The organism is Ferruginibacter paludis, from assembly GCF_030409685.1.
Classification (GTDB): Bacteria; Bacteroidota; Bacteroidia; order Chitinophagales; family Chitinophagaceae; genus Ferruginibacter; species Ferruginibacter paludis.
In genome coordinates, this window is sequence record NZ_JAUFQJ010000002.1 from 357,170 (window position 1) to 382,680 (window position 25,511).

The window sequence follows — 25,511 nt, forward strand, 5'->3', positions numbered from 1 at the left end:
CTGGCCAATATGAGCCATGAAATACGCACCCCGATGAACGCTATACTTGGTATGGCCAACCAGCTTGCCAAAACCAGCCTGGATGGCAAACAAAAATTCTACCTGGATACCATCAACTCAGCATCCGAAATTTGCTGGTGATTATAAATGATATTCTGGATCTTTCAAAAATTGAAGCAGGCAAACTGCAACTTGAAAATATTGGCTTTGAACCGAAAGAAATGGTGAGCCGGGCAATGCAGGTATTGATGCACCGGGCCGAGGAAAAGGGCATCACATTGACAAATTCATCCTGTGATGAAGATTTGTCGCCGGCATTGATCGGCGACCCCTACCGGCTTAACCAGGTATTGCTTAACCTCATCAGTAATGCCATCAAGTTTACAACAAAGGGCGGTGTTAATTTGTCCTGTGTTGTGTTAAAGGAATCACCGTTAACCCAAACAATTAGTGTAAGTGTAAAAGATACCGGTATAGGCATGGATGGCTTTTTTGTAAAAAGCTTATTTGATAAATTTTCACAGGAAGATGTATCGGTAACAAGGCAGTACGGCGGTACCGGTTTAGGTATGAGCATTTGTAAAGACCTGGTTGAATTGATGGGAGGAGACATAAGTGTTGAAAGCACAAAGGGTGTAGGTACCCGCGTTTCTATTTATCATTGAATTTGCAAAAGGAACTCTTAACGCCCTTCCGGCAAAAGACACATTCAATTTTAGCAAAGAAATGTTGGCTGCTAAAACAATATTGGTGGTGGATGATAATACAATGAACCGGCTGGTAGCCAAAACAATTCTTGGTAATTATGGTGCCGTGGTAATTGAAGCAGTGAATGGCAGCGAGGCGATCGATTTACTTGCACAACCGGGGATTGATGTGGTGTTGATGGATATACAGATGCCGGTAATGGGTGGTATGGAAGCGACTGAAATCATCCGGAAAACCATCAGCCAAACCTTACCCATTATAGCATTAACGGCAAATGCCATTAAAGGCGATAACGAAAAATACCTAAAAGGTGGCATGAACGCTTATCTTTCAAAACCTTTTAAAGAGTTTGATTTGCTGAACATTGTCGCCTCAAGTATTAATAAAAAATAAACTTCAATAAAGCCTGTCTATACCCTTTTTAACTAAACCTCAACTGGTTTATGCAGCGTATTTTATTTTGATAAACCAGCAGTTTTTACAATACTGCAAACCAGCCTGGCTTATAGTATTGTAATCGTTTTTAATGTTGCCTTCAGTAAAAGCGAGGTTAATTATTAACCAAATTTGGATAATAATGAGGTGCCCGCTTATTCGCTTTAACCGTAGTTTTCCATTTTAATTCGGTTTGCTTTATTGGTTTGATAGCGTAACTTTTGCATGTTATAAAACAAGGGAGTGCCTGCGAATGTAAACCGTATCGGTTTAGTAACTGCGGGTACGCCAGCAATGAAAAAATGGCTATATTGGCGACGGAATTTTATTAACCACTTAATGCAGCTTTGCATTTACAACGATTGAAAATTTTAAACAGTTTATTGTATGCAGTCAGATAAAGTAAGAAATTTGGTAGTAAAAATGCATCCAAAAGATAACGTGCTGGTTGCGCTGACAGATCTTGCTAAGGGAGAAACCATTGCTTACAGTGATGAACATTTTTTGTTACTTGACACCGTAAAGGCAAAGCATAAATTTTATACAACCGACTTAAGCGCAGGCGATGAAGTTATCATGTACGGCGTGCTGGTTGGTAAGGCGCAATATCCCATTGCAAAAGGTAGTTTAATGACGACCGACAATATAAAGCATGCAGCGGATCCCTATGTATACCGCGAAGTTGATTTTAAGTGGCAGGCGCCGGATGTGTCCAAATACCAGCATCTCACTTTTAATGGTTACAAAAGATCCGACGGACGTGTGGGTACCGCCAATTACTGGCTTTTTGTGCCAACCGTATTTTGCGAAAACCGAAATATGGACGTGATAAGGGAAGCCCTGCAAAATGAACTCGGCTATGCAGTTACCGACAAATACATTCAATACACCCATCAGTTATTAAATGCGTATCAAAAAGGTGAAAACCTTGATACTGTTGACGTGCAGCTAAATGCCACCGCCCATACCAACAGGGTATTTGAAAATGTGGATGGTATCAAATTTCTCAATCACCAGGGTGGGTGTGGTGGTACCAGGCAGGATGCAGCAACGCTCAGCGCCTTGCTGGCTGCCTATGCCAATCATCCCAACGTAGGCGGCGTAACTGTACTAAGCCTTGGGTGCCAGAACCTGCAAACGCAGGATTTTTTGAATGATGTAAAAAAGCAAAACCCCCATTTTGATAAACCGTTGCTGATTTTTGAACAGCAGCAATCACTGAGCGAAGAACAACTGGTAGCCGATGCGATTAAACAAACATTTGAAGGGCTTGTTGAAATAAACAAACTGGAAAGAACACCTGCACCGCTAAGTGAATTGTGTGTAGGCGTAAAATGTGGTGGCAGCGACGGCTTTAGTGGCGTATCTGCGAATCCTGCTGTAGGATACACATCTGATTTACTGGCAGCATTGGGAGCAAAGGTTTTACTGGCGGAGTTTCCCGAGCTATGTGGCGCAGAACAAAACCTGGTTGACCGTTGCACGTCGGAAGAAGCTGCAAAAAAGTTCATCCGTTTGATGAGCACCTATGATGCGCAGGCACACAGCGTTGGCTCTGGTTTTCACATGAATCCTTCTCCGGGAAATATAAAAGATGGCCTGATTACCGATGCCATCAAAAGCGCCGGCGCCGCAAAAAAAGGCGGTACATCGCCGGTGGTGGATGTGCTGGATTATACAGAAGCCGCTACCAAACCGGGTTTAAGCCTGGTATGTACACCCGGTAATGATGTGGAAGCAACAACAGGAAAAGCAGCTTCCGGTGCAACGCTTATTTTATTTACAACAGGGCTCGGCACACCAACCGGTAACCCCGTTTGCCCGGTAATAAAAGTGGCTACCAATTCTGTGCTGGCAAAAAAGATGGCTGATATCATCGATATCGATTGCGGCCCCATCATCAGCGGTGAAAAAACAATTGAACAAATGGGTGAAGATATCCTGGATTATTGCATCAAGGCAGCCAGTGGCGAAATCATTCCCAAAGCAGTTCAGTTAAACCAGGATGATTTTATTCCATGGAAACGTGGTGTAAGCCTTTAATAGTTATAAGTTGTGAGTTATAAGTTATAAGTTTTTTTCTGGCTGTTAATTTATAATGCAAGGATAAAGTACAACGATTGACTATTGACCATTGACTATCGACGATTAACATGAAATACCGACACTCATAATTCCTAACTCATCACTCATAACTAAAAACATGTTTTCTCTTAAAAATAAAAAAGCAGTTGTAACCGGTGGTGGCAGCGGCATTGGAAAAGCCATTTCAGTTTTATTTGCGCAACAGGATGCTGAAGTACACATCATTGAATTGACAGAGGCAAGTGCTGCAGCAGCGGTGGATGAAATTACCGCTCTTGGAAAAAAAGTTGTTGCTCATGCATGTAATGTGGCCAACCAACAAGAAGTGTTGTCAACATTTGAAAAAATAGGTAAGCTGGATATCCTGGTGAACAACGCCGGCATTGCGCATGTTGGCAAGGCGGATACAACAAACGAGGCAGACTTCGACCGCATCATCAATGTAAATGTAAAAGGTGTTTACAACTGTATCTATGCCGCCATTCCGCAGTTGCGTATTGCCGGTGGTGGCATCGTGTTGAATATGGCTTCTATCGCAGCACTGGTTGGTATTCCGGATAGGTTTGTATATTCAACAGCCAAAGGAGCTGTAATGGCCATGACCTTATCCGTTGCAAAAGACTATATGGCGGAAAATATCCGCTGCAATTCTATTTCACCGGCACGGGTGCACACACCCTTTGTAGACGGATTTATAGCCAAAAATTATCCTGGCAAAGAAGCGGAAATGTTTGAGAAGCTATCCAAAAGTCAGCCGGTTGGCCGTATGGCGAGGCCGGATGAAATCGCCGCACTTGCCTTATATTTATGCAGCGATGAAGCCTCCTTTATTACCGGTTGCGATTACCCGATTGATGGCGGTTTTGTAAAGTTGAATAACTAGTATGGAATAAAAATCGGTTTAATTTAAATTGCTTGTTGTATACCAGCAGTTGTTTTTCATAGCGACATTGTTGCGTCGCAATCCTTTCATCCGTATACCTTTGGGCGGCCTGTTGATGCAACAGGTAAATTTAATGAAGTAAACACTTTTAATAATTGCTTTAAATATGAAAAGAATAAAAAGTATCGCCCTTGTTTTTTTGCTTGCGGCCATAGCCATTTCAAGCCAGGCACAAACTTATACGCCGGCACCCGAAAATATAAAAGCCCGCCAGCAATTCCGCGATGATAAGTTTGGTCTTTTCATTCACTGGGGCCCGTTCAGCATTCCCGGGGCAGGGGAGTGGGTAATGAATGAAAGAGGGATTCCCTATAACAATTATAAAAGGCTGATGGATTTTTTTAACCCCATTGAGTTTAATGCAGAGCAGTGGGTAAGCATGGCAAAAAATGCCGGGATGAAATACATCACGTTGATCACTCGCCACCATGATGGCTTCAGCATGTGGGATACCAAATATTCCGACTACAACATCATGCATTCGCCTTACAAAAAAGACATCGTAAAAATGATGGCCGATGAATGTCACAAACAGGGCATCCAGTTATTTTTATATTATTCTTTGCTCGATTGGGGAAGAGACGATTATCCGCATGAAACCGGTAAAACCGGTCAGCACGCAGGCAGAACAGGGCACGGCGACTACGCAAGTTATTTGCAGTTTATGAAGAACCAGTTGACGGAGTTGCTGACTAACTACGGTACTATCGGTGGTATTTGGTTTGACGGGCACTGGGACCAGACACAACCCGAAGGTGCCGCGGACCGCACTTCAAGAATTAACTGGAAATACGATGAAATATATGGACTGATTCATAAGTTGCAACCACAGGCAATGATTGGCAACAATCATCACATGACACCTTTTGCCGGCGAAGATTTTCAGATGTTTGAAAAAGATTTGCCGGGCGAAAATAAATCGGGTTTAAGTTTCCAGGAAGCCTCGCTGCAGTTGCCTGTTGAAACATGCGAGACCATGAATAATTCATGGGGATTCAATCTCAATGATAACAATTACAAAACAGTCAAACAACTAATTCATTACCTGGTTAAAGGCGCTGGCAGGGATGTCAATTTTTTACTGAACGTTGGCCCCATGCCCAATGGGAAAATTCAACCAGAGTTTACTGATACATTAAAGGCAATCGGCCAGTGGATGCAGGCAAATGGTGAAACCATTTACGGAACCAGGGGGAATATTTATCCGCCGCAGGATTGGGGTGTTGTAACGGTAAAAAATAAAACCTACTTCGTGCATATCCTTCAACCAAATTCAGACGGACCCATTTTTATGCCCGGGATAAAAGGAAAAATTATTTCAGCAACGGTAAGGGGCGGCAAAAAAATAAAATTCAAGCAGCAGGCCGAAGGCGCTTTTCTATACCTGGATGGCGTACAGCCGGATGCGATTGATACCATAATTGAATTACAATTACAATAAATTACAACAATGAAACTAATCAGATTTGGCGAACCCGGTAAAGAAAAGCCAGGCATTTTAAAAGACGAAAAAAGATGGGACGTATCTGCTATTGTGAGTGATTACAACGAAGCTTTTTTTGAAAACGACGGGTTAATAAAATTGCAGGAAGCCATTGATAAGGGAACTGTATTTCCTGAAGTGGACGCAACGGTTAGGCTTGGCTCGGCCGTCGCAAGACCCTCTAAAATAATTTGCATTGGTTTAAACTATGTCGATCATTGTGTGGAAACAAACGCCCCCATACCTGTAGAACCGATCATTTTTTTTAAATCTACCACGGCATTGTGCGGCCCTGATGATAATGTGATCATCCCCAAAAACAGTGTAAAAACAGACTGGGAAGTAGAGCTTGCTTTTGTGATGAGTAAAAAAGCCAGTTATGTTGAAGAAGCCAATGCAATGGATTATGTAGCCGGTTACTGCCTGCACAATGATTACAGCGAACGGGCATTTCAGATTGAACGTGGCGGACAGTGGGCCAAAGGAAAGGGTTGTGATACATTTGCCCCGCTCGGGCCGTTTCTTGCCACCAAAGACGAAATTGCCGATGTAGATAACTTACCGATGTGGTTGACCGTAAATGGCAAAAAATATCAAAACAGCAATACATTGAACCTGGTTTTTAAAATTCCTTTTTTAGTGCATTATTTAAGCCAGTTCATGACCCTGCTTCCCGGAGATGTAATCAGCACAGGCACACCTCCAGGGGTGGGATTAGGTATTAAACCAGAACCAGTATACCTGAAAGCAGGTGATGTTGTTGAATTAGGAATTGAAGGACTGGGAACGAGTAAGCAACATGCGGTGGCATATGCGGCCAATTAATAATTAATAATTTTTTCAAAGCCGGCATTCTCTCTTTTGTACTTATCACTTACAACTTATTACTTACAGACTACAACTAAAAGGTTATGCAAAAATACTGCCTCGCTCTGGATTTAAAGGATGACCCGCAGTTAATAGCTGAATACAAGGCTTATCACAAAAATGTTTGGCCTGCCATCATAACGAGCATAAAAGAAGCCGGTATTACTGTTCTGGATATTTATTGCGTTGGTAACCGCATGTTCATGATCATTGAAGCAACGGCTGATTTTTCTTTTGAGAAAAAATCGGCTATGGATGCCGCCAATAGCACGGTTCAGGAATGGGAAACATTAATGTGGAAATTTCAGCAGGCATTGCCCTGGGCCGAACCCGGACAAAAATGGCTGCTGATGGAAAAAATATTTGAATTGCCATGAGAATAGACAGCCACCAGCATTTCTGGAAATACCATCCTGTAAAAGATGCATGGATAACAGACGATATGAAAGTCATTCAGCGTGATTTTTTGCCGGCAGATTTGTTGCCATTGCTGCAACAAAATAATCTGGATGGGTGTGTTGCAGTACAAGCTGATCAGAGTGAAATGGAGACCAATTTTTTGTTGCAGCTGGCTCAGGAAAATGACTGGATTAAAGGTGTTGTAGGATGGGTAGATTTGCGGGCGGCCAACCTGGAAGAACGATTGCAGCACTTTGCGCAATACAAAAAAATAAAAGGATTTCGCCACATTGTACAGGCCGAACCTGCAGACGATTTTTTGTTAAGCACTGATTTTTGTAACGGCATAGCGGTGCTTTCAAAATACAACTTTACCTACGATATACTTGTTTTTCCAAGGCAGCTGAAACATGTAGCTGCCTTTGTACAGCGGTTTCCGGAACAGCAATTTGTTATAGATCACCTGGCAAAGCCTGATTTTAAAAAGGCTGATTTTGCTGAATGGGAAAAAGCAATGCGTGCAGCAGCGGCTTATCCAAATGTTTGTTGCAAAGTATCGGGCATGGTTACAGAGGCTGACTGGAAGAACTGGACCAATGACAGTTTTACCTATTGCCTGGATGTTGTTGTTGACGCATTTGGGATTAACCGGTTAATGTTTGGCAGCGATTGGCCGGTATGCCTGGTGGCAGCATCTTACCAGGAAACATGCAATATTATACATCGTTATTTTATGCAGTTTTCAATAGCAGAGCAGGAAAAACTGTGGGGAAAAAATGCAGTTGATTTTTATCATTTATAAACAACACACAATGGACTTACAATTAAGTAACAAAGTAATTATAGTAACCGGTGGCGCCAAGGGAATTGGATTAGGCATCAGTAAAGTCTTAGCAGCAGAAGGCGCTATACCATTTATTATTGGCAGAAATGAAGCTGACAATGCAGCAGCTGTAAAGGCAATTGAGGCGGCCGGTGGACAGGCGAAATATGTAACAGCAGAACTGGTTACACCGGCGGAGTGCGAAAGGGCCGTTCAACAGGTGATAGCCACCTGCGGACGTATAGAAGGCGTAGTAAATAACGCCGGTGTAAACGATGGGGTTGGACTTGAAAATGGGAATTATGAATCTTTCATTGCATCGGTACACAAAAACCTGGTGCATTATTACCTGGTAGTACATCATGCTTTGCCTGAATTGAAAAAATCAAAAGGTGCCATTGTAAACATCGGTTCCAAGACCGCTGAAACCGGCCAGGGAGGCACTTCTGCGTACGCTGCCGCCAACGGGGGGCGCAGTGCACTCACCCGGGAATGGGCTGTTGAATTACTGCCGTATGGTATTCGCACCAATGAAGTAATTGTAGCGGAATGTTTTACACCCTTATATGAAACCTGGATTAAAACATTTGATAACTGGGAAGAAAAACTGAAACAGATTACGCAGAAAATTCCTTTTGAAAAACGCATGACCACTGCCGAGGAAATTGCCAATATGGTGGCGTTTCTGCTATCAGAAAAATCAAGTCATACCACGGGACAGCTGATACATGTTGATGGCGGATACACGCATTTGGACCGGGCTATTTAATGGGACATTTAATGGATAATTTTTTATTTGATAAAGGATAATTATCCGAGCTTACTGAATCGAATCTTTAATATGATGTTTGCAGCGCTTAATTAAAATCCAGATTTGTTTTACAATTTTATACAATGAGCATGAGAAAAATATGGACGTTTTTGTTGATGGCTTCTTTTTTAATGCCGGCTGTTGCACAGCAAGTGCAACCATTGCCCCCTGTGCCTTCGGCACCGCAGGTGGCATGGCATAATATGGAATACTATTGGTTTACTCATTTTGGCCCCAATACTTTTACTGATAAAGAATGGGGACATGGCGATGAGCCGGAGGATATTTTTAATCCAACGCAACTGGATTGCCGTCAGTGGGCTCGCACGGCCAAAGCTGCGGGGGCAAAAGGAATAATCATCACTGCCAAACACCATGATGGATTTTGTTTATGGCCCAGCAAATATTCTACACATACTATAAGGGAAAGCAAATGGAGAAATGGGAAAGGCGATATATTAAAAGAGTTGTCTCAGGCCTGTAAAGAGTACGGGTTAAAGTTTGGCGTTTACTTGTCGCCCTGGGACCGCAATCACCCCAAATACGGAACACCGGCATACAATGAAGTGTTTGTAAATATGATGAAAGAAATATTTGCCAATTATGGTCCCATCTGGGAGTTTTGGTGGGACGGCGCGAATGGAGAAGGACCTAACGGAAAGAAACAGGAATATGATTGGCCATTGTTCAGGAAAACAATTAAAAAATTATCACCCAATACAGTCGTATTCAGTGATGTAGGTCCGCAGGTTAGATGGGTAGGAAATGAAAGCGGTGTCGCAGGCACCACCAACTGGAATTTGTTAAACATATCGGGCTTTACAGCGGGCGCCGGTGCGCCATCAACTGATACGCTGAACAGTGGCAATATGTATGGTGAAAAATGGATACCTGCTGAATGTGATGTAAGTATCCGCCCGGGGTGGTTTTATCATAAGGAAGAAGATGACAAAGTAAAATCACCCGAAACACTATTTAACCTGTACCTGAAATCTGTAGGAAGAGGATCTACTTTATTATTAAATGTACCACCCGACAGAAGAGGCCTGATCAATGAGCATGATTCAGCATCTTTGATAGGATTCAGAAAATTGCGGGAAACAAATTTCAAAACCAATCTTTTTGCAAGTCCTTCTGCAGTAGTAAAAAACAATGCTGTATCAAAACGTATTACAACCCTTACTGATGGTAAACAAAATACGTTTGAGCAGCTGAAATCGGTTACCGTGCAATTAAAAAGCCCGGTTACGATTAATACCATTGTGCTGCAAGAGCCCATTCAAATGGGACAGCGGGTAATCAAATTTAAAATTGAATTGCAGGATGCAAATGGCGCAACCCTAAAAGAAATTAACGGCACTACAATCGGCAGAAAACGTATACTAACCTTTATGCCGGTAGCCGCTAAAAAAGTGGAAGTGATTATTGAAGATTCAAAAGCAGTGCCGTTGATAAGTGAAATTGCTGCTTATAATATCAATGATCAGTTGATAGAACAATAAGGCTAAAGCATACGGTAAATTTATCCCCTGCATAACACATGCAGGGGATTTTTTATAGTGGAATTTCCACAATAATTTCGCATCCGTTGCCAGGCGAAGACTTTAAAAAGAAGTTACCAGAAAACAACTGCGCACGTTTTTTCATGTTGCCAAGCCCGATACCATTTCTATTACTCCTGGTATCAAATCCAATTCCGTTATCACAAATTCTTAACTGTATTGCTTCATTGTTCAGTAAAAGTGAAACGTCAATTACAGTGGCTTTTGAATACTTCATAATGTTGTTCAGCTGCTCCTGTAATATGCGGTATAAATTCAATTGTATATCACCGGTAATACTCAGTTCATCTACTTTTTTAATAGTGAAGTTAATCTGGTAATGATTATTTACATTGATACTTTTTAGCAGGGTTGAAAAGGTTTCTTTCAGCGAGTTATCGTCAATAGACACCGGCGCCAGCCGGTGAGATAGTTTTCTGATTTCGCTAATGGCAAGATGGATGTTGCTCATTGAGCTGTCTACCCAGGTATATTGTTCCGTAATCGGTTTTACTTTCGTCATGCCCAGGTTTAAAAGAACACCCGCCAGTATCTGGTTTACATTATCATGCAATTCAGCACCAATCTGCGAGCGTTCCTGCTCCTGCGCCTTCATGATGGCTTTCGTAATTTCCTGATCCTTTTTAATATTGTCAGTCACGTCTCTTGAAACGGTTATCCAGTGCGTGTACCAGCCATTGGCATCAGTGACCGGGCTTATGGAAATATTATTCCAGAACTCATCTCCATTTTTTTTATAATTGATAACCGTAATCTCACAGCCTTGCCAGGTTTTTATGGCATCATGCAGTCTTTTCAATTCTTTTTTATCAGACTTTGGCCCCTCCAATAGTTGGGTTGTTTTGCCGATTACATCGCTGGCAGTGTAGCCGGTCATTTTTGTGAATGCCTCATTTACGTAAACAATTTTAGGCCCCATTTCATCCACAGGTTCGGCCTGCATAATGATAACCGTATCGTTTGTATTGGTAATTACAGATTCCAGCAATTTAAGTTGATGTTCTTCCTCCTTTTGTTTCGTAACATCTTTCATGGCACCAATCATCCTGGTAGCATTGTTGTCCTTATCCAAAAGTAAAAATCCACTGTCAGAGATGTAACGGTAAAAGCCATCGGCAGCTTTAAAGCGATATTCATCCTGCCATTTTACAATTCTGTTTTTTATATGCTGGTTAATATTATCCATTACACGACCGAGATCATCCGGGTGAATTTTTTGGCTCCACCAATTTCCATAGGTAGTATTATCTGCTTCGGTATAACCAAGTATTGCCGTAAGACCTTTGTTCCATATAATTTTATCAGCTATTATTTCCCAGTCCCATACAACGTCACTGGTTGCCCCTGCAACCACATCGTATCTTTCGTTGGATTTGGTAATGTCCTCCGCTGCGTCTTTATTATCTATTAAAATACCTACCAGGCTGGCTGCTCTTTCCAATAAATTAATATGATATGGTTGCGGATGTTTTACTTCTTTAAAATAAGCAGCCAGGCTTCCGGCAATTTTGCCACTGTTTTTTTTTATGGGTACCGACCAGCAAGCTCTGAAACCAAAAGGCTCTATCACCGTAACATAATCCTGCCATAAAGGATCTGTATAAGTATCTGGTACAATAACGTTCTGACCAGTAAACATGGCAGTACCGCAAGAACCGACTGAAGGCCCAATCGGAATGCTGTTAAGTATTTCAAGGTAGGCTAAGGGCATTGAACCTCCAGCCAGTGTACCGATGGTATTATCCTCCTGCAGCTGTACAATGGAGCAAAGGCAGGATGGCATTATTCCTTCAATACTTGCAATTAGTTTATTCAGCACTTCTAAAAAAGAAATGCCTGTTGCATTCAGGTCGTATACTTCTTTTTCAAACGCCACGATGTTTTTTTGATACACACTTGCGGTGATATCGTTACTTAATACGAGGCACGCATTTCTTTCATTAAAATAAATTTCACTGCTCTGAACTTCCACATCAATCAGCTCTCCATTTTTTTTAAGGTGGCGGTAAATACTTTTTTGATTTTTTGAATTTTCTTTACTGGTGATCACCTCTTCCATTTTTGCTACCGCTTCCGGAGGTTTAATATCATCCATTGTCATGGATAAAAATGCTTCTTTGGAATAACCGTAATGTTCAATAGCCGCCTCATTTACATTTAAAAATTTGGTTGTCTCCATATCATACACCCACATTGGGATAGGACTTAAATCAAACAAGTTGCGGTATTTTTTTTCCGATTCATTTAGTTCTGTACTAATGCGCCGCCTTTCAACACTGTATGAAACGCTTTTGTGCAGCTGTGCCGCATTCAGCTCATCTTTTAAAAGATAATCAGAGATGCCGAGTGCCAGCGTTTTAATACCAAAATCCCTGTCTGCATAACCCGTTAATACAATGATCGGTATGCTGCCCGCCAGTCTTACCATTTCTGCTACAAGCTGCTTACCGCTGGCATCCGGTAATGACAGATCAAGCAAAATAGTATCAAAATGCGCACTGGTACTCATTTTGATTTTTGCTTCTGCAAAAGTTTGTGCATGCTCCACGGATGGATTTTTAAATTCTTCGCCCAGATAATCTTTTATCAGCACAAAATCGCCGGGATTATCTTCCACTATTAAAATATGTTGGGCGGGGATATATTCCATAATATTATTTTTTTTACGGGACGCAAAAAACTGCTACCAAAAAAGTTGTATTGCCTTTAGTGTTGCTGATTTTTTCGGGCATATGCAATATTTAAGCAGCCTTCCATTTTTTAGTTTTTAGCGTGTTTGTTAATTGGTTATAATAAAATTATTTCTCCGCATCCGTTGTAACCTGGCTGGCTACTGTTTGCAGGTTTTGCCTTGCGATAGTAAAATAAAAAGTGCTTCCTTTTTTCTGTTCTGATTTTACCCAAAGTTTTCCATTGTGGTTGTTGACTATTTTTTTGCAGATAGCCAACCCGATACCCGTACCGGAAAATTCGTTTTTATTATGCAGCCGTTGAAATATTACAAATATCCTGTCAAAATATTCCGGATCAATTCCTATACCATTGTCTGCAACAGCAAACTCCCAATACTCATCAAATGCAGTAGCAGTTATGGTTATTTCGGGAACGGTATCCGGGTGCTGATACTTTATGGCGTTGCCAATAAGGTTTTGAAAAAGTTGCTGTAAAGGAATTTTTGCGCCTGTTATTTCGGGCAAATTATTCCAGGAAACCAGCATCTTTTTTTGTTCAATAGTATTGCTATAGATGGATACTACTTCTTTGAGCAGGTGGTTCATGTCTACTTTTTCAAAGTGATATTTCTGCCATCCTACCCTGGAATATTCAAGGAGATCCTGAATTATTTTACGCATACGCACAGCGCCGTCTACCGCAAAACCAATATAAATGCGACCATTTTCATCCAGCTGCGCCTCATATTTTTTCTGTATCTGGCTTAAAAAGCTGGTTACCATTCGCAGCGGCTCTTGCAAATCGTGTGATGCGATGTAGGCAAATTGTTCCAGCTCTGCATTGGAACTGGCCAATTCTGCCGCTCTTTTATTCAGCTGCTGGTTCAGCTCCTTCAGCATAATTTCATTTTGAATCCTCTTGGTGATATCCTGCATGGCACCAATGATACGGTACGGCTTGCCGTTTTTATCTCTGATGATAAGTGCATAATCAGCTACGTTGGCATAGGTTCCATCAAACTTCCGGAAGCGGTATTCTCCCTGCCAGTAATTTTTCTCTTTATCGTCAATTACATCAGTCATGGTTTGAATGACGGCAGCCTGCTCATCCGGATGTATACAGGATTCCCAGGAATGAAGGCCGGGCCTCGGGTCTTTCATTTTATAGCCGAAAAGGGTATTAAACCCTTCGCCCCAAAAAACCGTATCATTTGCAAGGTCGCAATCCCAAATAGCGTCAGAAGTCGCCCGGGTGGCATACTCAAAGCGTTCAATACTTTTAACAAGTGCCTGCTGGGCGCTTATAATTTCGGTAATATCGTTGCATACAATCATCACCGCATTTCTGTTGCTATAGAAAATAGAGTGGCCGGTGATGTCAACGTCCATAAGGGCCCCACTTTTTTTAACATGTTGCCACTGCCCAAAATTTATCAAGCCATAGTTATTAATTTCCTGGTTTACCTGGATAAGTGCCGGTACTTGTTCTGCAATAAACAGCTGCTTAATTGTCATTTTTAAAAACTCTGCGCTGCTATAACCATAGTGGGCTATTGCGGCATCATTTACTTCCATTATCTGCAGGGTTTCCAGATCGTAAATCCAATTGGGCAATGGGTTACAGTTAAAAATCATCCTGTATTTCTCTTCGGAATCCTTTACGGCCTGTTCTGCCAGTTTTAACAGGGTGATATCCTGCGTGGTGCCTTCCAAGCCGATCACCACACCTTCTTTATTATGTACCAACGTGCCTTTTTGCAGCAACACTTTTATAGTGCCATCATTTAATACTATCCTGTGTTCATAGTCGTACAGCCGTTTTCCCTCAATGGCATCTGCATAATATTGCATTACCAGTTTCAAATCATCCGGATGAATTACGCCAGCAATTTGCTGTAGTGGCACTGGCTGGCCTTTATTTTCAAACCGGTGAATCCTGTATAATTCATCCGACCAAAATGCCGTGCCGGTTTTAAGGTCAACTTCCCAGTAGCCAAGCCTGGCCATCTTTTGGGCTGTCTCCAGTTTTTTATTAATCGCAAGCAGCTTATCCTTTTGTAATTTATTCTCCGTTATGTTCCTGCTGTAGCATGCAATGCCGGTTATTTCCCGGCCGTTGTAAATTGGATTAAAGCTTACTTCATTCCATTCGGGAGAGACTTGATTTTGGCTATTGCTGCTGATTTCTTTTTTGATGGCTTCGCCTGAAAGCGCACAATAATACATCTCGTGCCATATCAGTAACATATCCTCCGAAAAGGCATCTTTTCTTAAAAGGTAATCACCGGGTTTAATTAAAACACCGGTTTCTTTTTTAAAGTTTTTTACAAATGCCTTATTGCCGGCAATTAACTTCAGGTCTTTGCTAACGCTCCATATTAAATCGTCGGTACTGTTTATAAGTGCTACTTTATCCCTTCTTTCAAAGTTTTTTAAACTATCTGCTTTTCTTTGCTCCGTTACATCTCTTATAAACGAACAAAAGAATTGCTCACCTTTCTGTTTAATAGACTGAATAGTAATCTCTACCGGAAACTCTTTCAGGTCTTTATTTACAACGTGAAGATTTAATACACTTCTTAAAGGCTGGCTGTTGCCGGGTTTTAAATACCTGTCCATCCCCTGCTGAGGTAGCTTGCGGTAGCGTTCAGGAATCAGTAGTGTTGATACATTATGTCCCATTGCTTCCGTTTCCTTCCAGCCAAATATTTTTTCCGCCTGCGGATTCCAGAACGTAATTCTTCCCTGCAAATCCATGCAGATAACTGCGTCAAGTGCAGCATTCATTATAAGTCTTCTTTTTTCTTCACTTTCCCTGGTTGCTTCGTCTGCCTTTATCTTTTCTGTAACATCATCCAACAAACAAAGCACACATTGTTTGCCATTGTAATCAATAATGTTGCCGGTGTTTTTCAGGTACATCAGCTCCCCATTTTTTTTTCTGTGCGTCCAGATGCGGCCGTTTACGTTACTAAAAGCTGCTTCGCTTTTCAGCATCTTTTCCATAATGGGAATTTCTTCCGGTGGCCTCAGGCGATCTATAGTGAGGGATAAAAATTCTTTTTTTGTATAGCCATATTTTTTAAAGGCGGCAGGGTTGGCTTCAATAATTGCATGAGTTTTAAAATCAAAAATATACAACGGCAGCGGGTTGTTATTAAAGAGGTATTGATAACGCATTTCTGAAAGGCCGAGCGCATATTCCTGTGCCTTTTTTTCTGTTGCATCTTTGGCGATGCAATACATCGTTTTTTCATCTTTATCCCATCGCACTGTCCAGGAAAGGCTTACAATGTGTCCATCTTTTCTTACATAGTTATTTTCGAAGTTGTTAATCTGTATTCCCTTTTCAGCAAGCTGCTTTTCCATTTCAATTGTTGGCTGTTTATCCGCGTCTGCTACAAAATCAATTGTCCTTTTGCCAATCAGCTCTTCTGGTTGATAGCCCAATACTTTTTTGCAGGCTTTGCTAACCTGTAAAAAATGGCCTGCTGCATCAATTTCGCAAATCATATCAAATGAATAGTCCAGTATTCGTTGCCTGTCGGCCAATGTTTTGTTCAGCAGTGTCAGTGCATTTTTTTCTTTGGTAATATCTGTTGCAATACAGTATACACCGGTAATTTGGTTGTTGATTAAAATGGGCAGCGTTACCAGCGATATCTGTAGTGTATTTCCCTTTGCCGTTATAATCCTTATTTCATGCTCCTGTGTAAAGCCATTTTTTGTATTTTCAAAATAACTTTTAACGGCTGGCAAGTCCTCCGGAAATATAAAATTTGTAAAGTGCATATTATTCAACTCGTCCATCGTGCACTCGGCTTTTGCAGCCAGTATATTATTGGCACTGGTGATATACCCATCCATATCCATTGAAAAAACCGCGGCAGGATTTTGGTAAAAAAGTGATTGGTACATTTCCCTGCTCTCTTTTAAATCCTGCTCCATTTTTTTACGCTCGGTAATATCCTGTATAACGCCGATTAAAATATCGGGGTTACCTGCTGCATTGTACTTTGTTGAGCCATATGCCATGATGGCCCTTTCTTCTCCTTTGGCGGTGATGATCCTGGTTTCAATTTGCTGCGATTCAATTTTGTTTGAAAGCCCTTGCTGCAACCATTGTATGTAAGCGCTCTTCTCTGCCGGGTGAATAAATTGCATGATACCTTCCCGGGATGGTTCTATGCTACCGGGCTCTAAACCAATAATGCGGTAAAATTCATCCGACCATATGCGCTTGCCGGTTTGCATGTTTATTTCGGCACTGCCTATCCTGGCTAAGCTTTCTGCACTGTTCAGTAGTTTTTTTAACCTCCATTTTTGTTTTTCTTCCGTTTTTTGTTGAGTGATATCATGTAATACGCCCACCATCTTTAGGGGCTTACCATCGCCTGACCAGGTCATTTGTGCATACGCTTTTATGTTTTTTTCAGCGCCACTTGCTGTTATAATTCTGACCTCCAGCGGGCCGGATGGCTGCCCGTTTGAAATTTGCTGATCAATTGCGTTTAAGTAAGTATCCTTATCATCAGGATGTAAAAATTGAATAAAATTTTCCCTGGAACATTCTATAGAGCCCGGCTCTAAATCCAGTATCCTGTAAAATCCATCCGACCAAAGCCGTTTGTTTGTCAGATAATCAATTTCAATACTACCGGTTTGGGTGATAGCCTCGGCCCGTTTTAATAAATTTTCTTTTTGTGCAATTTTTAAATCTTTTTCTTTTTGTTTAGTGATATCTCTGCCCGTTAAACAAATGCCTGCTACCTTGCTTTTTAATTTTACCGGGTTAACATTGATGTTTACCCAAAGCGCTTCTTTCGTTTGTTTATTAGTGGTTAATAAATCATAATTAAAAGATTCGCCAGACAGGGTGCTTAACAATATAGCTTTAAAAAATTCTTTTCTGTTATCATCCACATAATTCAAAATAGTATCACCAACCTTTATTTCGCCGCTTGTAAAAACATTGTACCTGGCAATATTGTTACAGGACCTTACTGTAAAATCCGGGTTGATTAAAACAAATCCCTGATCCGAATTTTCAAAAATGGCATTCAGGTTTTCTTCTGACTGCCTGATTTTTTCTGCTGCGGTTATTCGATCGGTTACGTCTCTGAAATTGTTTACAATACCTTCAACCGAAGCATCATGTAACAGGTTATGGAAATTGCTTTCTGTCCACCGCCAGCTGCCATTTTTATGCATCATCCGGCACAGGTAATTTTGTATAAAGCAATCCTTATGCGCCACCAGTTCCTGCCAGGTCTTTTCCAGGTCTGCAACATCTTCGGGATGCGCTAAAGCCAATGGACGTAGTTGCAACATATCTTCATCTGTGTACCCAAGAACTGTATTTACCGCAGCTGAAATATACTGCAGCGTTCCTTCGGCCGAAAAAATGGCAACCGCTTCATTGCCGTTATCAATCAGTGCCTTGTACCGTTCTTTACCGCTAATAATTTGTTGCAGCGTTTTTTTCTTTTCAGTAACATCCACGGAGGTTACAAAAGCTGCAAAAATGTTTCCATGTTCATCAGTTAACGGTTTAAACTGATAATGTAAGCTTGTTGCAACTCCGTTAAAATCATTATCTGATTCGGAAGATTTTTTTTCACCCTTGAAAACGGCCTCATAAATATTTTTTAGACCGGCAATATCCTCTGCAGCTGAATAGGATAAAATTGAATCGCCTTTGGCAGGGTTTTTTGATAAAAAATGATTGCAGTAGGTTTGAAACTTTTTGTTGAAATTGATGATATTCAAATTCCGGTCAACTATCACAAAACTCTCTTCCGTATTGTTTAAGAGCTGAAGGTGGTCGTTTTGAATTTTTATCCAGTCTGAAATATCAGTCATGCTAACCGTTGAATACTGTTCGCCATTTTCATTTTTGAATAGTACCGATGAGACTTCGATTGGAAAATGAATACCATTTTTTTTAATGCCTGTTAAAGTGCCTTTCATCCTGCCCTGCTTTTTCCGGCTGAATAACTGCAGGTCGTAGTTGACATCATTATGGTCAAGAATTCCTTTTCTCCCCAAGTGTTTTAACTCCGCAATGCTGTAGCCAAACATTTCGCAGGCAGCTTCATTGGCATCCACAATTTGTCCGCTTGGGCGGGTAAGAAAAAGGGCAGTTAATGAATGTTCAATTCCAGCAAAAAAAATATTTTCATCTGGCGCCGTAGTTACTGATGTAGTTTCATCAACAAGGATATGTTGGACAGTCAGCATATAATATACAGTTCCACTCGCAGGTGGTAATAAAGACGCCGAGACAGTGATGTTTATTTTGGAACCGTTTTTATGTAATACTGTCCAGACAGCTGAAGGTTTTTTACTGTCATCCATCAATTCCAGATGGCTATTTTGAGAAAACATATGGTGTGCTGCAGCGGTGTCAATTTCATCTTTTGTATAGCCGCACAGGCTGCAAAAAGGTTTATTTGCGTCAATTAAATTGAGATGGCTATCAACAATAAAGATTGCGGTATCAATATAATCAAACAGGGGAGTAAGCATAATTTCTTTGCCGGAAAGATTGCATGCTGAGGTGTTGTTATCAATTGGCAATGTTGCAATCTGAATATTTTTTGTTGCTGTTTTTTTTGCATCCGCTTCCTGTTGCTGGATTTTTTCTTTTTCTGAAAAATCTACGTTCGTTTTTGCGGAAACTTTTTTCATTTTGGTCACTTATTTTTAGAATGCCGACTTCGGAAACAGACAGTCCTTAAAGGTATATCCGGCAACGTTATCAACAATAAAAACGGCCATATTTTAATTGACATCATTCAGTACACTATTACACTGTAATCCCTTTCAAACCCTCTACCTGTTGGCAAAAGACGTCCGTCTCCAATGGCTTGGTCATAAAGCAACAGGCTTCAAGTTGCAGGCAAAGTTTGATGTCTTTTTCAAATGCGGAGGTAGACAGCATGATCACTGGAATATGCCTGGTTTCTTCATTTGTCTTAATATTTTTCAGCACTTCAATGCCATTTAATTTGGGGAGGTTAAGGTCGAGTATTACCAGGTCGGGCATTGCTTCATCTGCATACTTATCTTTCTTGCCTAGCAGCAGCGTGGCTTCCCGACCGTCTTTTACCACAAACAGGGTAAACGGCAAATTGCTTTCATAGAGGGCTTCCGTTGTAAGCAATACGTCGCCTTCATTGTCTTCAACTAACAGTATATGGATCGGTTTCATGAATAAATATTTCGTAAAGATTACTGATTGTATATATGCAATAGTGTGGCCGTGTGTGTTGCTTTTTTTGTTATATTTTTTAAGTTGTGGCATAATCGCCAGGGCTTTTACGCCACCGTAAATGTTTTGTTCTGCTTTTTTGATTGATCTTCCCAGGGTAGATTTTTAATCCATTAAAACAAACAGGTTGATTAAAGCGGACCCTGCCGGCTTAATCAACCTGTCTTTTTTTGAACCTGTTTGTTCTGATCAAAAAATGTCAACAATAGGTAGGTAAGGTTGTCTGTTGGATCTAAAACGGGACCGTTTGACAGCTGTGCTTCTATAACAATTTCCACCTTGTTCTACTACAAAAATAGCAGTTATTAAAGTGATGTATGTAATAGAGCAATGTATTGCTTGTAGTATTTTTACTACTATAATAATTAATGGCCGCCTTCGTTTAAATAATGATTTATTGCAATCGAAGTAACACTATCTTTGTAGCAATTAGTGTTGTTTATTTGCCGTTATTTGTGCAATTTGATGTAGATTTATTTTGCTGTTTACTTTTACTAAAATTACTTTTACCAATGAAAAAATTTTTAATTGTAGATGATCATGACGTTGTACGTTCCGGCATTAAAGGCTTGCTGCTTGAATTGTTTAAACCTTCGGAAATAGACGAGGCAAGTGACGGTGAAACAGCAGTGGAAACATTGAAGCACAATCAATACGATCTTATTATGATGGATATCCAGATGCCTAAAACGGATACTTTAGGATTGATGGAATACATTCACATTAAGTACCCCAATTCAAAAGTGCTTGTATTTTCAATGAGTGCTGAAAGCATCTATGCCAAAAGATTTTTAAAGGCCGGCGCAAAAGGATTTTTATCGAAAGATGCTCCGCTGGAGGAAATTAAAAAGGCTATTAATCTTGTATTGAATAACCGTAAATATATCAGTGATACACTTGCAGCAACACTTGCTGAAGAATCTATTTCAGATACCCCCAGCAATCCTTTTAATCAACTGTCGCCCCGTGAATTTGAAATTGTATCGCTTCTATTAACAGGGCAAACAATCAGTGAAATATCAAGACTTTTAAACCTGCAGGTGTCCACTATTGGAACACATAAAGCCCGTTTGTTTGACAAATTGCATGTAACCAATTTGCTGGAGTTAAAAGAAATGGCAACCTCCTACAACCTGTAGATGTTGACGTGTTATGTGCTAGATTCGTATCTGAACGGTTAATAAACGTTTTTATCAGTTTTATTGCTCCATTCCTGAAATACTTTCAGTGCTGATTTTTTATCTATGCCAATGATGGGTATTTTTCTGCTGCCGATTGCTGTGCTCATTTCCTGGTATATCATAGCGTCGTCGAAACCAATGCTGGCAGCATCTTCCCTGGTATTGGCATAATATACCACTTTTGGCCGTGCCCAGTAGATTGCACCCAGGCACATGGGGCATGGTTCGCAACTGGTATAAATTTCACAACCATCCAGCTGATAGGTACCAAGTGTTTTACAGGCATCTCTTATTGCGGTAATTTCCGCATGGGCAGTTGGATCCTGGTTGCAGATAACTTTGTTATTTCCCCTGCCGATAATTACATCATCTTTTACAACGATGCATCCAAACGGACCGCCTTCATTATTTAGCATGCCTTGTTTGGATAATGCAACTGCTTCCTGCATAAATTTTTCTTCTCTTGTCATAACTGTGTCAATGCAAATTTATAACCGATCCCTGCAACTTTTTTTAATCATAAATTAAAAAGAAATTTGCATAAATAATATGGAGGATTTACAACCGTTATTTAGCGGCCTATGATCTGCATAACGCTTTGATGGTTGTTTCATAAAAGGGGTATAATGCAGTCAACGCGTTACTGTCTGCCATTTCAAAATCACTAAAATCAAAGCCGGGAGCTACGGTACAGCCAGCAAAACAAAAACGGCTCTTCTCAGCCGGTTGGCTCGCAAACCAGCAATTAGCTGGTACAGTAAATTGAAAAACTTGTCCTGCTGAAATATCCTGGCCAAGCTGAACGACGGTAAGTGCTCCATCGGGTTGAAAAATGTATATCAATAAAGGATCACCGGCATAAAAATGCCAGCATTCATCACTTTTGATTCTGTGAAAGGCAGAAAAATTGCCCTGTTCCAGCAGGAAATAAATGGCTGTAGAAAAAGCTCTTTCGCCGTTAAATCTTGCTGGTAGCACACCAGCAGGAATATGTTCATTGCTGCGATATGTTTCTTTATACCACCCCCCTTCGGGATGAGGATGCAGGTTATATTGCCGGATTAGTTGCAGTGCCGTAAGCATATAGTTAAAACAGGACTTTTTTGTTTGTCTTTACCTTTACATTATTGCGAAAGAAATTGGTGTAATAAATCAATTGTTTTATCCAGGTCTGCATAAGTCAATGCGTTATTTAAAAACCAGCTTTCATATGCCGATGGCGGCAAGTATACACCGTTATCCAGCATAAAATGAAACAGTTTATTAAAGCGGCCAATGTCTGCCCGTGAGGCAGACTCAAAATCAGTAATATGATGATCACTGAAATGAATGCTGATCATACTGCCAAAACGGTTGATGCAGTAAGCAATATTATGTTGTATAAATACTTTCTCAAGTCCATCAGCCAGGTAGGTTGTTTTAGCCTCCAGCTCTTCATAAATTGCGGGGTTTGCCTTTAACTCATTCAGCAACGTATAACCGGCTATCATTGCAATGGGGTTGCCACTTAGAGTGCCCGCCTGGTAAACGTTTCCCAGCGGAGCTATGTGTTGCATAATTTCCCTTTTACCTCCGAAAGCACCTACAGGTAAGCCTGCTCCAATTACTTTACCATAGGTTACCAGGTCGGCATTGATTTGTAGTTTAGCCTGTGCACCACCTGCGGCCAGCCTGAAGCCTGTCATTACTTCATCAAAAATAAAAACGATGCCTTCTTCGTCACAGATTTTTCGCAGGCCTTCTAAAAAACCCGGCTCGGGGATGATGCAACCCATATTACCCACAACAGGTTCTATAATAATGGCAGCAATTTCTCCCTTGTGTTGTTGTGCCAGTTGCTGTACAGCTTGCAAATCATTGTAGGCGCAGGTAAGCGTATCATTGCTAACGCCAGCCGTTACGCCGGGCACTGTTTGTATAGATAGCGTGGCCATACCGCTGCCAGCTTTTACTAAAAAAGCATCTGCATGACCGTGATAGCATCCCTCAAATTTGATAAATTTATTTCTGCCTGTAAACCCCCGTGCCAAACGCAGTGCGCTCATACAGGCTTCCGTACCGCTGCTTACCATGCGCACCAGGTCTATATTGGGTGCCATAGTTTTTATCAGTTCGGCCATTTCTATTTCCAGTTCGGTAGGCGCACCAAATGAGGTAGATAGGGCAGCTTTTTCCTGTATGGCCCTTACAACCGGCTCGTAAGCATGCCCGAGTATCATAGGTCCCCAGGAAGCAATGTAATCGATGTACTGGTTACCATCGGCATCATATAAATAAGCCCCTTTGGCACTTTTTATAAACACCGGAGTTCCGCCTACACTTTTAAATGCCCTCACCGGTGAGTTTACACCGCCCGGTATTGATTGTTGTGCCCTTTCGAAAAGTTGCTTGCTATTTTGGTACATACTATAAAAGGATTTAGTTAATCGCAGGAAGGTATTATATGCGGGGTAATGCCTGCAATGCCGGTTCACTTTTCGGTTGTTTGTTTAGAAGGACGGCGGTAAAATTAATCGCCCCAAATCTCGTCTTTCCCTTCGAGCCATTTTTTTACCAGGTCTGTTGTAACAGATTTTGGACGTTCCAGTGGAAAGTTCAGAGCTCTGTCCCAGCAAAGGCTGGCCAGCACGCCCAATGCTCTTGAAACGCCAAACAAAACGGTATAAAATTCATATTCCACCATACCATAGTGCACGAGCAACGCACCGCTGTGGGCGTCTACATTGGGCCATGGGTTTTTTATTTTACCGAGTGACTGCAACAGCGGCGGAACTGCCTCATAAATATTCCAAACGGTATTTACCAGTGGATCGTTGGGTAAATGTTTTTTCCCGAATTCCATTTGAGCTGTAAAACGCGGGTCAGTTTTACGCAACACGGCATGTCCGTATCCCGGCACCACCTTCCCTTCGCTTAACGTCTTTTTTACATATTCTTCTATCTGGGCTTTTGATGGCGTTTCTACGCCCAGTTCTTCTCTCATATCATATATCCACTTAATTACTTCCTGGTTAGCAAGGCCATGGAGGGGACCCGCCAATCCGTTCATTCCAGCTGCAAAAGAAAGGTAAGGGTCGCTTAAGGCAGAGCCTACAAGATGGGTAGTATGGGCAGAAACGTTACCACCTTCATGATCGGCATGAATGGTCATATATAAGCGCATCAACTCTTTAAATTCCTCATTTTCATATCCCATCATGTGGGCAAAATTACCTGCCCAGTCTAGCAGCCCGTTGGGTTGTATATGTTCGCCGCCTTTGTATTTGCGGCGATAAATGTAAGCAGCGACCCGTGGCAACCGCGCTACCAGGTCCATTGAGTCGTCAAATGTAGCCTCCCAGTAGTCTTTTTTACTCATCCCGGCAGCATAGCGTTTGGCAAAGCTGCTTTCTGTTTGTAACGCCATAATGGCAACAACAAATTGCGTCATCGGGTGTGTACTTACCGGCAAAGCTTCAATAGTGGCAAACACATGATTCGGTACGTGGCTGCGTCGCTGCCATAATTCAGTAATATGCTGGGCATCCTTATCTGTCGGAAATTCATCCATCAGCATTAAATGAAACAAACCTTCCGGCAATGGCTCTCCGCCATTTTCTGCTTTAGGAAGCTTTTCCCTTAATTCGGGCAAAGTGTGCCCGCGAAAACGAATTCCTTCCTGGGCATCCAGCAATGAGGTTTCAGATACAAGCCCTGTCATTCCACGCATACCCTGGTAAATCTGGCTTAGGGTTACTTCACCTATTTTTTTATCACCGTGTTCCTTCAACATGGCTTTAATTTCTGCTCCAACCGTATCTGCTTTTACCTTAAAACTGTCTTTGATATCGCCCATAATAGTAGTTTATAAATTCGAAATTACCTGCCTTTTAGAATGGATAAAAGTACAACGCCGGTTGGTGTTAAACAAAAGTTTTTCCGGTAAAGTTCGCCAATGGAACTTTTTAGCGACAAATAATAAGTATTGTACTTAATAATAATGTAGCCACATTTAATAATGGGAATGAAGTGCCATCCATTAATTAACAGGTATTAAAATTGGGGGAAGTTGTAATACAAGGACCAGTTAAAAAAATACTGCCGAACTTTTTCAGGCTGAAATCCATAAGGGATAAGCGTTTTATTTTTTTATGAGTTGTTTAATGATAAATCATTCCGCTAAATTTTATCCTGCCGATTTTTTGCTGTATTTTTGCCCGACCTCACGGATATTTTATCTTTCATTTTCCGATGGTCATCACGGATTGAAACAATTACCATTTCGATATT

Annotated in this window: 19 protein-coding genes; 12 read left to right on the forward strand and 7 right to left on the reverse strand. The window is 41.2% G+C overall.

Features of this window, described 5'->3' with window-relative positions:
- Nucleotides 1–9 precede the first annotated feature (9 nt).
- The 11 genes from QWZ08_RS03375 to QWZ08_RS03425 all read left to right on the forward strand — a co-directional run bounded on the left by QWZ08_RS03375 (nt 10) and on the right by QWZ08_RS03425 (nt 10,056).
- Nucleotides 10–141 (forward strand): histidine kinase dimerization/phospho-acceptor domain-containing protein, encoded by a 132-nt coding sequence (locus QWZ08_RS03375; protein ID WP_290335800.1) that lies wholly within the window; start codon nt 10–12, stop codon nt 139–141.
- Nucleotides 138–665 (forward strand): sensor histidine kinase, encoded by a 528-nt coding sequence (locus tag QWZ08_RS03380; protein WP_290336010.1) that lies wholly within the window; start codon nt 138–140, stop codon nt 663–665. Before QWZ08_RS03375 ends, QWZ08_RS03380 begins: the two co-directional genes overlap by 4 nt.
- Nucleotides 666–726: 61 nt before the next feature.
- On the forward strand, nt 727–1,101 hold the full coding sequence (locus tag QWZ08_RS03385) for a response regulator (RefSeq protein ID WP_290335801.1): 375 nt from the start codon (nt 727–729) through the stop codon (nt 1,099–1,101).
- Nucleotides 1,102–1,530: 429 nt separating this feature from the next.
- Nucleotides 1,531–3,186 (forward strand): UxaA family hydrolase, encoded by a 1,656-nt coding sequence (locus QWZ08_RS03390; RefSeq protein WP_290335802.1) that lies wholly within the window; start codon nt 1,531–1,533, stop codon nt 3,184–3,186.
- 160 nt (nt 3,187–3,346) lie between these two features.
- Nucleotides 3,347–4,111 carry an SDR family NAD(P)-dependent oxidoreductase gene (locus QWZ08_RS03395; RefSeq protein WP_290335803.1) on the forward strand — a complete coding sequence of 255 codons (765 nt, stop codon included), beginning with the start codon at nt 3,347–3,349 and terminating at the stop codon, nt 4,109–4,111.
- A 166-nt stretch (nt 4,112–4,277) separates the two neighbouring features.
- Nucleotides 4,278–5,612, forward strand: a complete 1,335-nt coding sequence (locus QWZ08_RS03400) for an alpha-L-fucosidase (protein WP_290335804.1) — start codon at nt 4,278–4,280, stop codon at nt 5,610–5,612.
- Nucleotides 5,613–5,621: 9 nt separating this feature from the next.
- The gene (locus QWZ08_RS03405; RefSeq protein ID WP_290335805.1) at nt 5,622–6,479 is read left to right on the forward strand and encodes a fumarylacetoacetate hydrolase family protein; all 858 of its coding nucleotides are present in this window, start codon (nt 5,622–5,624) and stop codon (nt 6,477–6,479) included.
- An 86-nt stretch (nt 6,480–6,565) separates the two neighbouring features.
- On the forward strand, nt 6,566–6,898 hold the full coding sequence (locus tag QWZ08_RS03410; protein WP_290335806.1) for an L-rhamnose mutarotase: 333 nt from the start codon (nt 6,566–6,568) through the stop codon (nt 6,896–6,898).
- Entirely contained in the window at nt 6,895–7,722 is an 828-nt protein-coding gene (locus QWZ08_RS03415) for an amidohydrolase family protein (RefSeq protein ID WP_290335807.1), read from the forward strand. Before QWZ08_RS03410 ends, QWZ08_RS03415 begins: the two co-directional genes overlap by 4 nt.
- Before the next feature lie 10 nt (nt 7,723–7,732).
- Nucleotides 7,733–8,512 (forward strand): L-fucose dehydrogenase, encoded by a 780-nt coding sequence (locus QWZ08_RS03420; protein WP_290335808.1) that lies wholly within the window; start codon nt 7,733–7,735, stop codon nt 8,510–8,512.
- A 125-nt stretch (nt 8,513–8,637) separates the two neighbouring features.
- Nucleotides 8,638–10,056 carry an alpha-L-fucosidase gene (locus tag QWZ08_RS03425; protein ID WP_290335809.1) on the forward strand — a complete coding sequence of 473 codons (1,419 nt, stop codon included), beginning with the start codon at nt 8,638–8,640 and terminating at the stop codon, nt 10,054–10,056.
- 52 nt (nt 10,057–10,108) lie between these two features.
- Here QWZ08_RS03425 and QWZ08_RS03430 read toward each other — a convergent pair whose 3' ends face one another.
- The 3 genes from QWZ08_RS03430 to QWZ08_RS03440 all read right to left on the reverse strand — a co-directional run bounded on the left by QWZ08_RS03430 (nt 10,109) and on the right by QWZ08_RS03440 (nt 20,001).
- A complete protein-coding gene (locus tag QWZ08_RS03430) occupies nt 10,109–12,766 on the reverse strand; it encodes a PAS domain S-box protein (protein ID WP_290335810.1) in 2,658 nt (885 codons plus the stop codon).
- 148 nt (nt 12,767–12,914) lie between these two features.
- A complete protein-coding gene (locus QWZ08_RS03435; RefSeq protein WP_290335811.1) occupies nt 12,915–19,478 on the reverse strand; it encodes a PAS domain S-box protein in 6,564 nt (2,187 codons plus the stop codon).
- A gap of 118 nt (nt 19,479–19,596) precedes the next feature.
- Nucleotides 19,597–20,001 (reverse strand): response regulator, encoded by a 405-nt coding sequence (locus QWZ08_RS03440; protein ID WP_290335812.1) that lies wholly within the window; start codon nt 19,999–20,001, stop codon nt 19,597–19,599.
- Nucleotides 20,002–20,573: 572 nt separating this feature from the next.
- Between QWZ08_RS03440 and QWZ08_RS03445 the strand changes: the two genes are divergently transcribed.
- Nucleotides 20,574–21,200, forward strand: coding sequence for a response regulator (locus QWZ08_RS03445; protein WP_290335813.1), 627 nt, complete (start codon nt 20,574–20,576; stop codon nt 21,198–21,200).
- A 38-nt stretch (nt 21,201–21,238) separates the two neighbouring features.
- On the opposite strand, the gene QWZ08_RS03450 is transcribed toward QWZ08_RS03445, so the two are convergent.
- The 4 genes from QWZ08_RS03450 to QWZ08_RS03465 all read right to left on the reverse strand — a co-directional run bounded on the left by QWZ08_RS03450 (nt 21,239) and on the right by QWZ08_RS03465 (nt 25,077).
- Nucleotides 21,239–21,712: a nucleoside deaminase gene (locus tag QWZ08_RS03450; protein WP_290335814.1), complete on the reverse strand. Its 474-nt coding sequence runs from the start codon at nt 21,710–21,712 to the stop codon at nt 21,239–21,241.
- A 109-nt stretch (nt 21,713–21,821) separates the two neighbouring features.
- Nucleotides 21,822–22,325, reverse strand: a complete 504-nt coding sequence (locus tag QWZ08_RS03455) for a cupin domain-containing protein (RefSeq protein ID WP_290335815.1) — start codon at nt 22,323–22,325, stop codon at nt 21,822–21,824.
- 41 nt (nt 22,326–22,366) lie between these two features.
- On the reverse strand, nt 22,367–23,647 hold the full coding sequence (gene hemL / locus QWZ08_RS03460) for a glutamate-1-semialdehyde 2,1-aminomutase (RefSeq protein ID WP_290335816.1): 1,281 nt from the start codon (nt 23,645–23,647) through the stop codon (nt 22,367–22,369).
- A 104-nt stretch (nt 23,648–23,751) separates the two neighbouring features.
- Nucleotides 23,752–25,077: a citrate (Si)-synthase, eukaryotic gene (locus QWZ08_RS03465; protein WP_290335817.1), complete on the reverse strand. Its 1,326-nt coding sequence runs from the start codon at nt 25,075–25,077 to the stop codon at nt 23,752–23,754.
- Between the last annotated feature and the right edge of the window lie 434 nt (nt 25,078–25,511).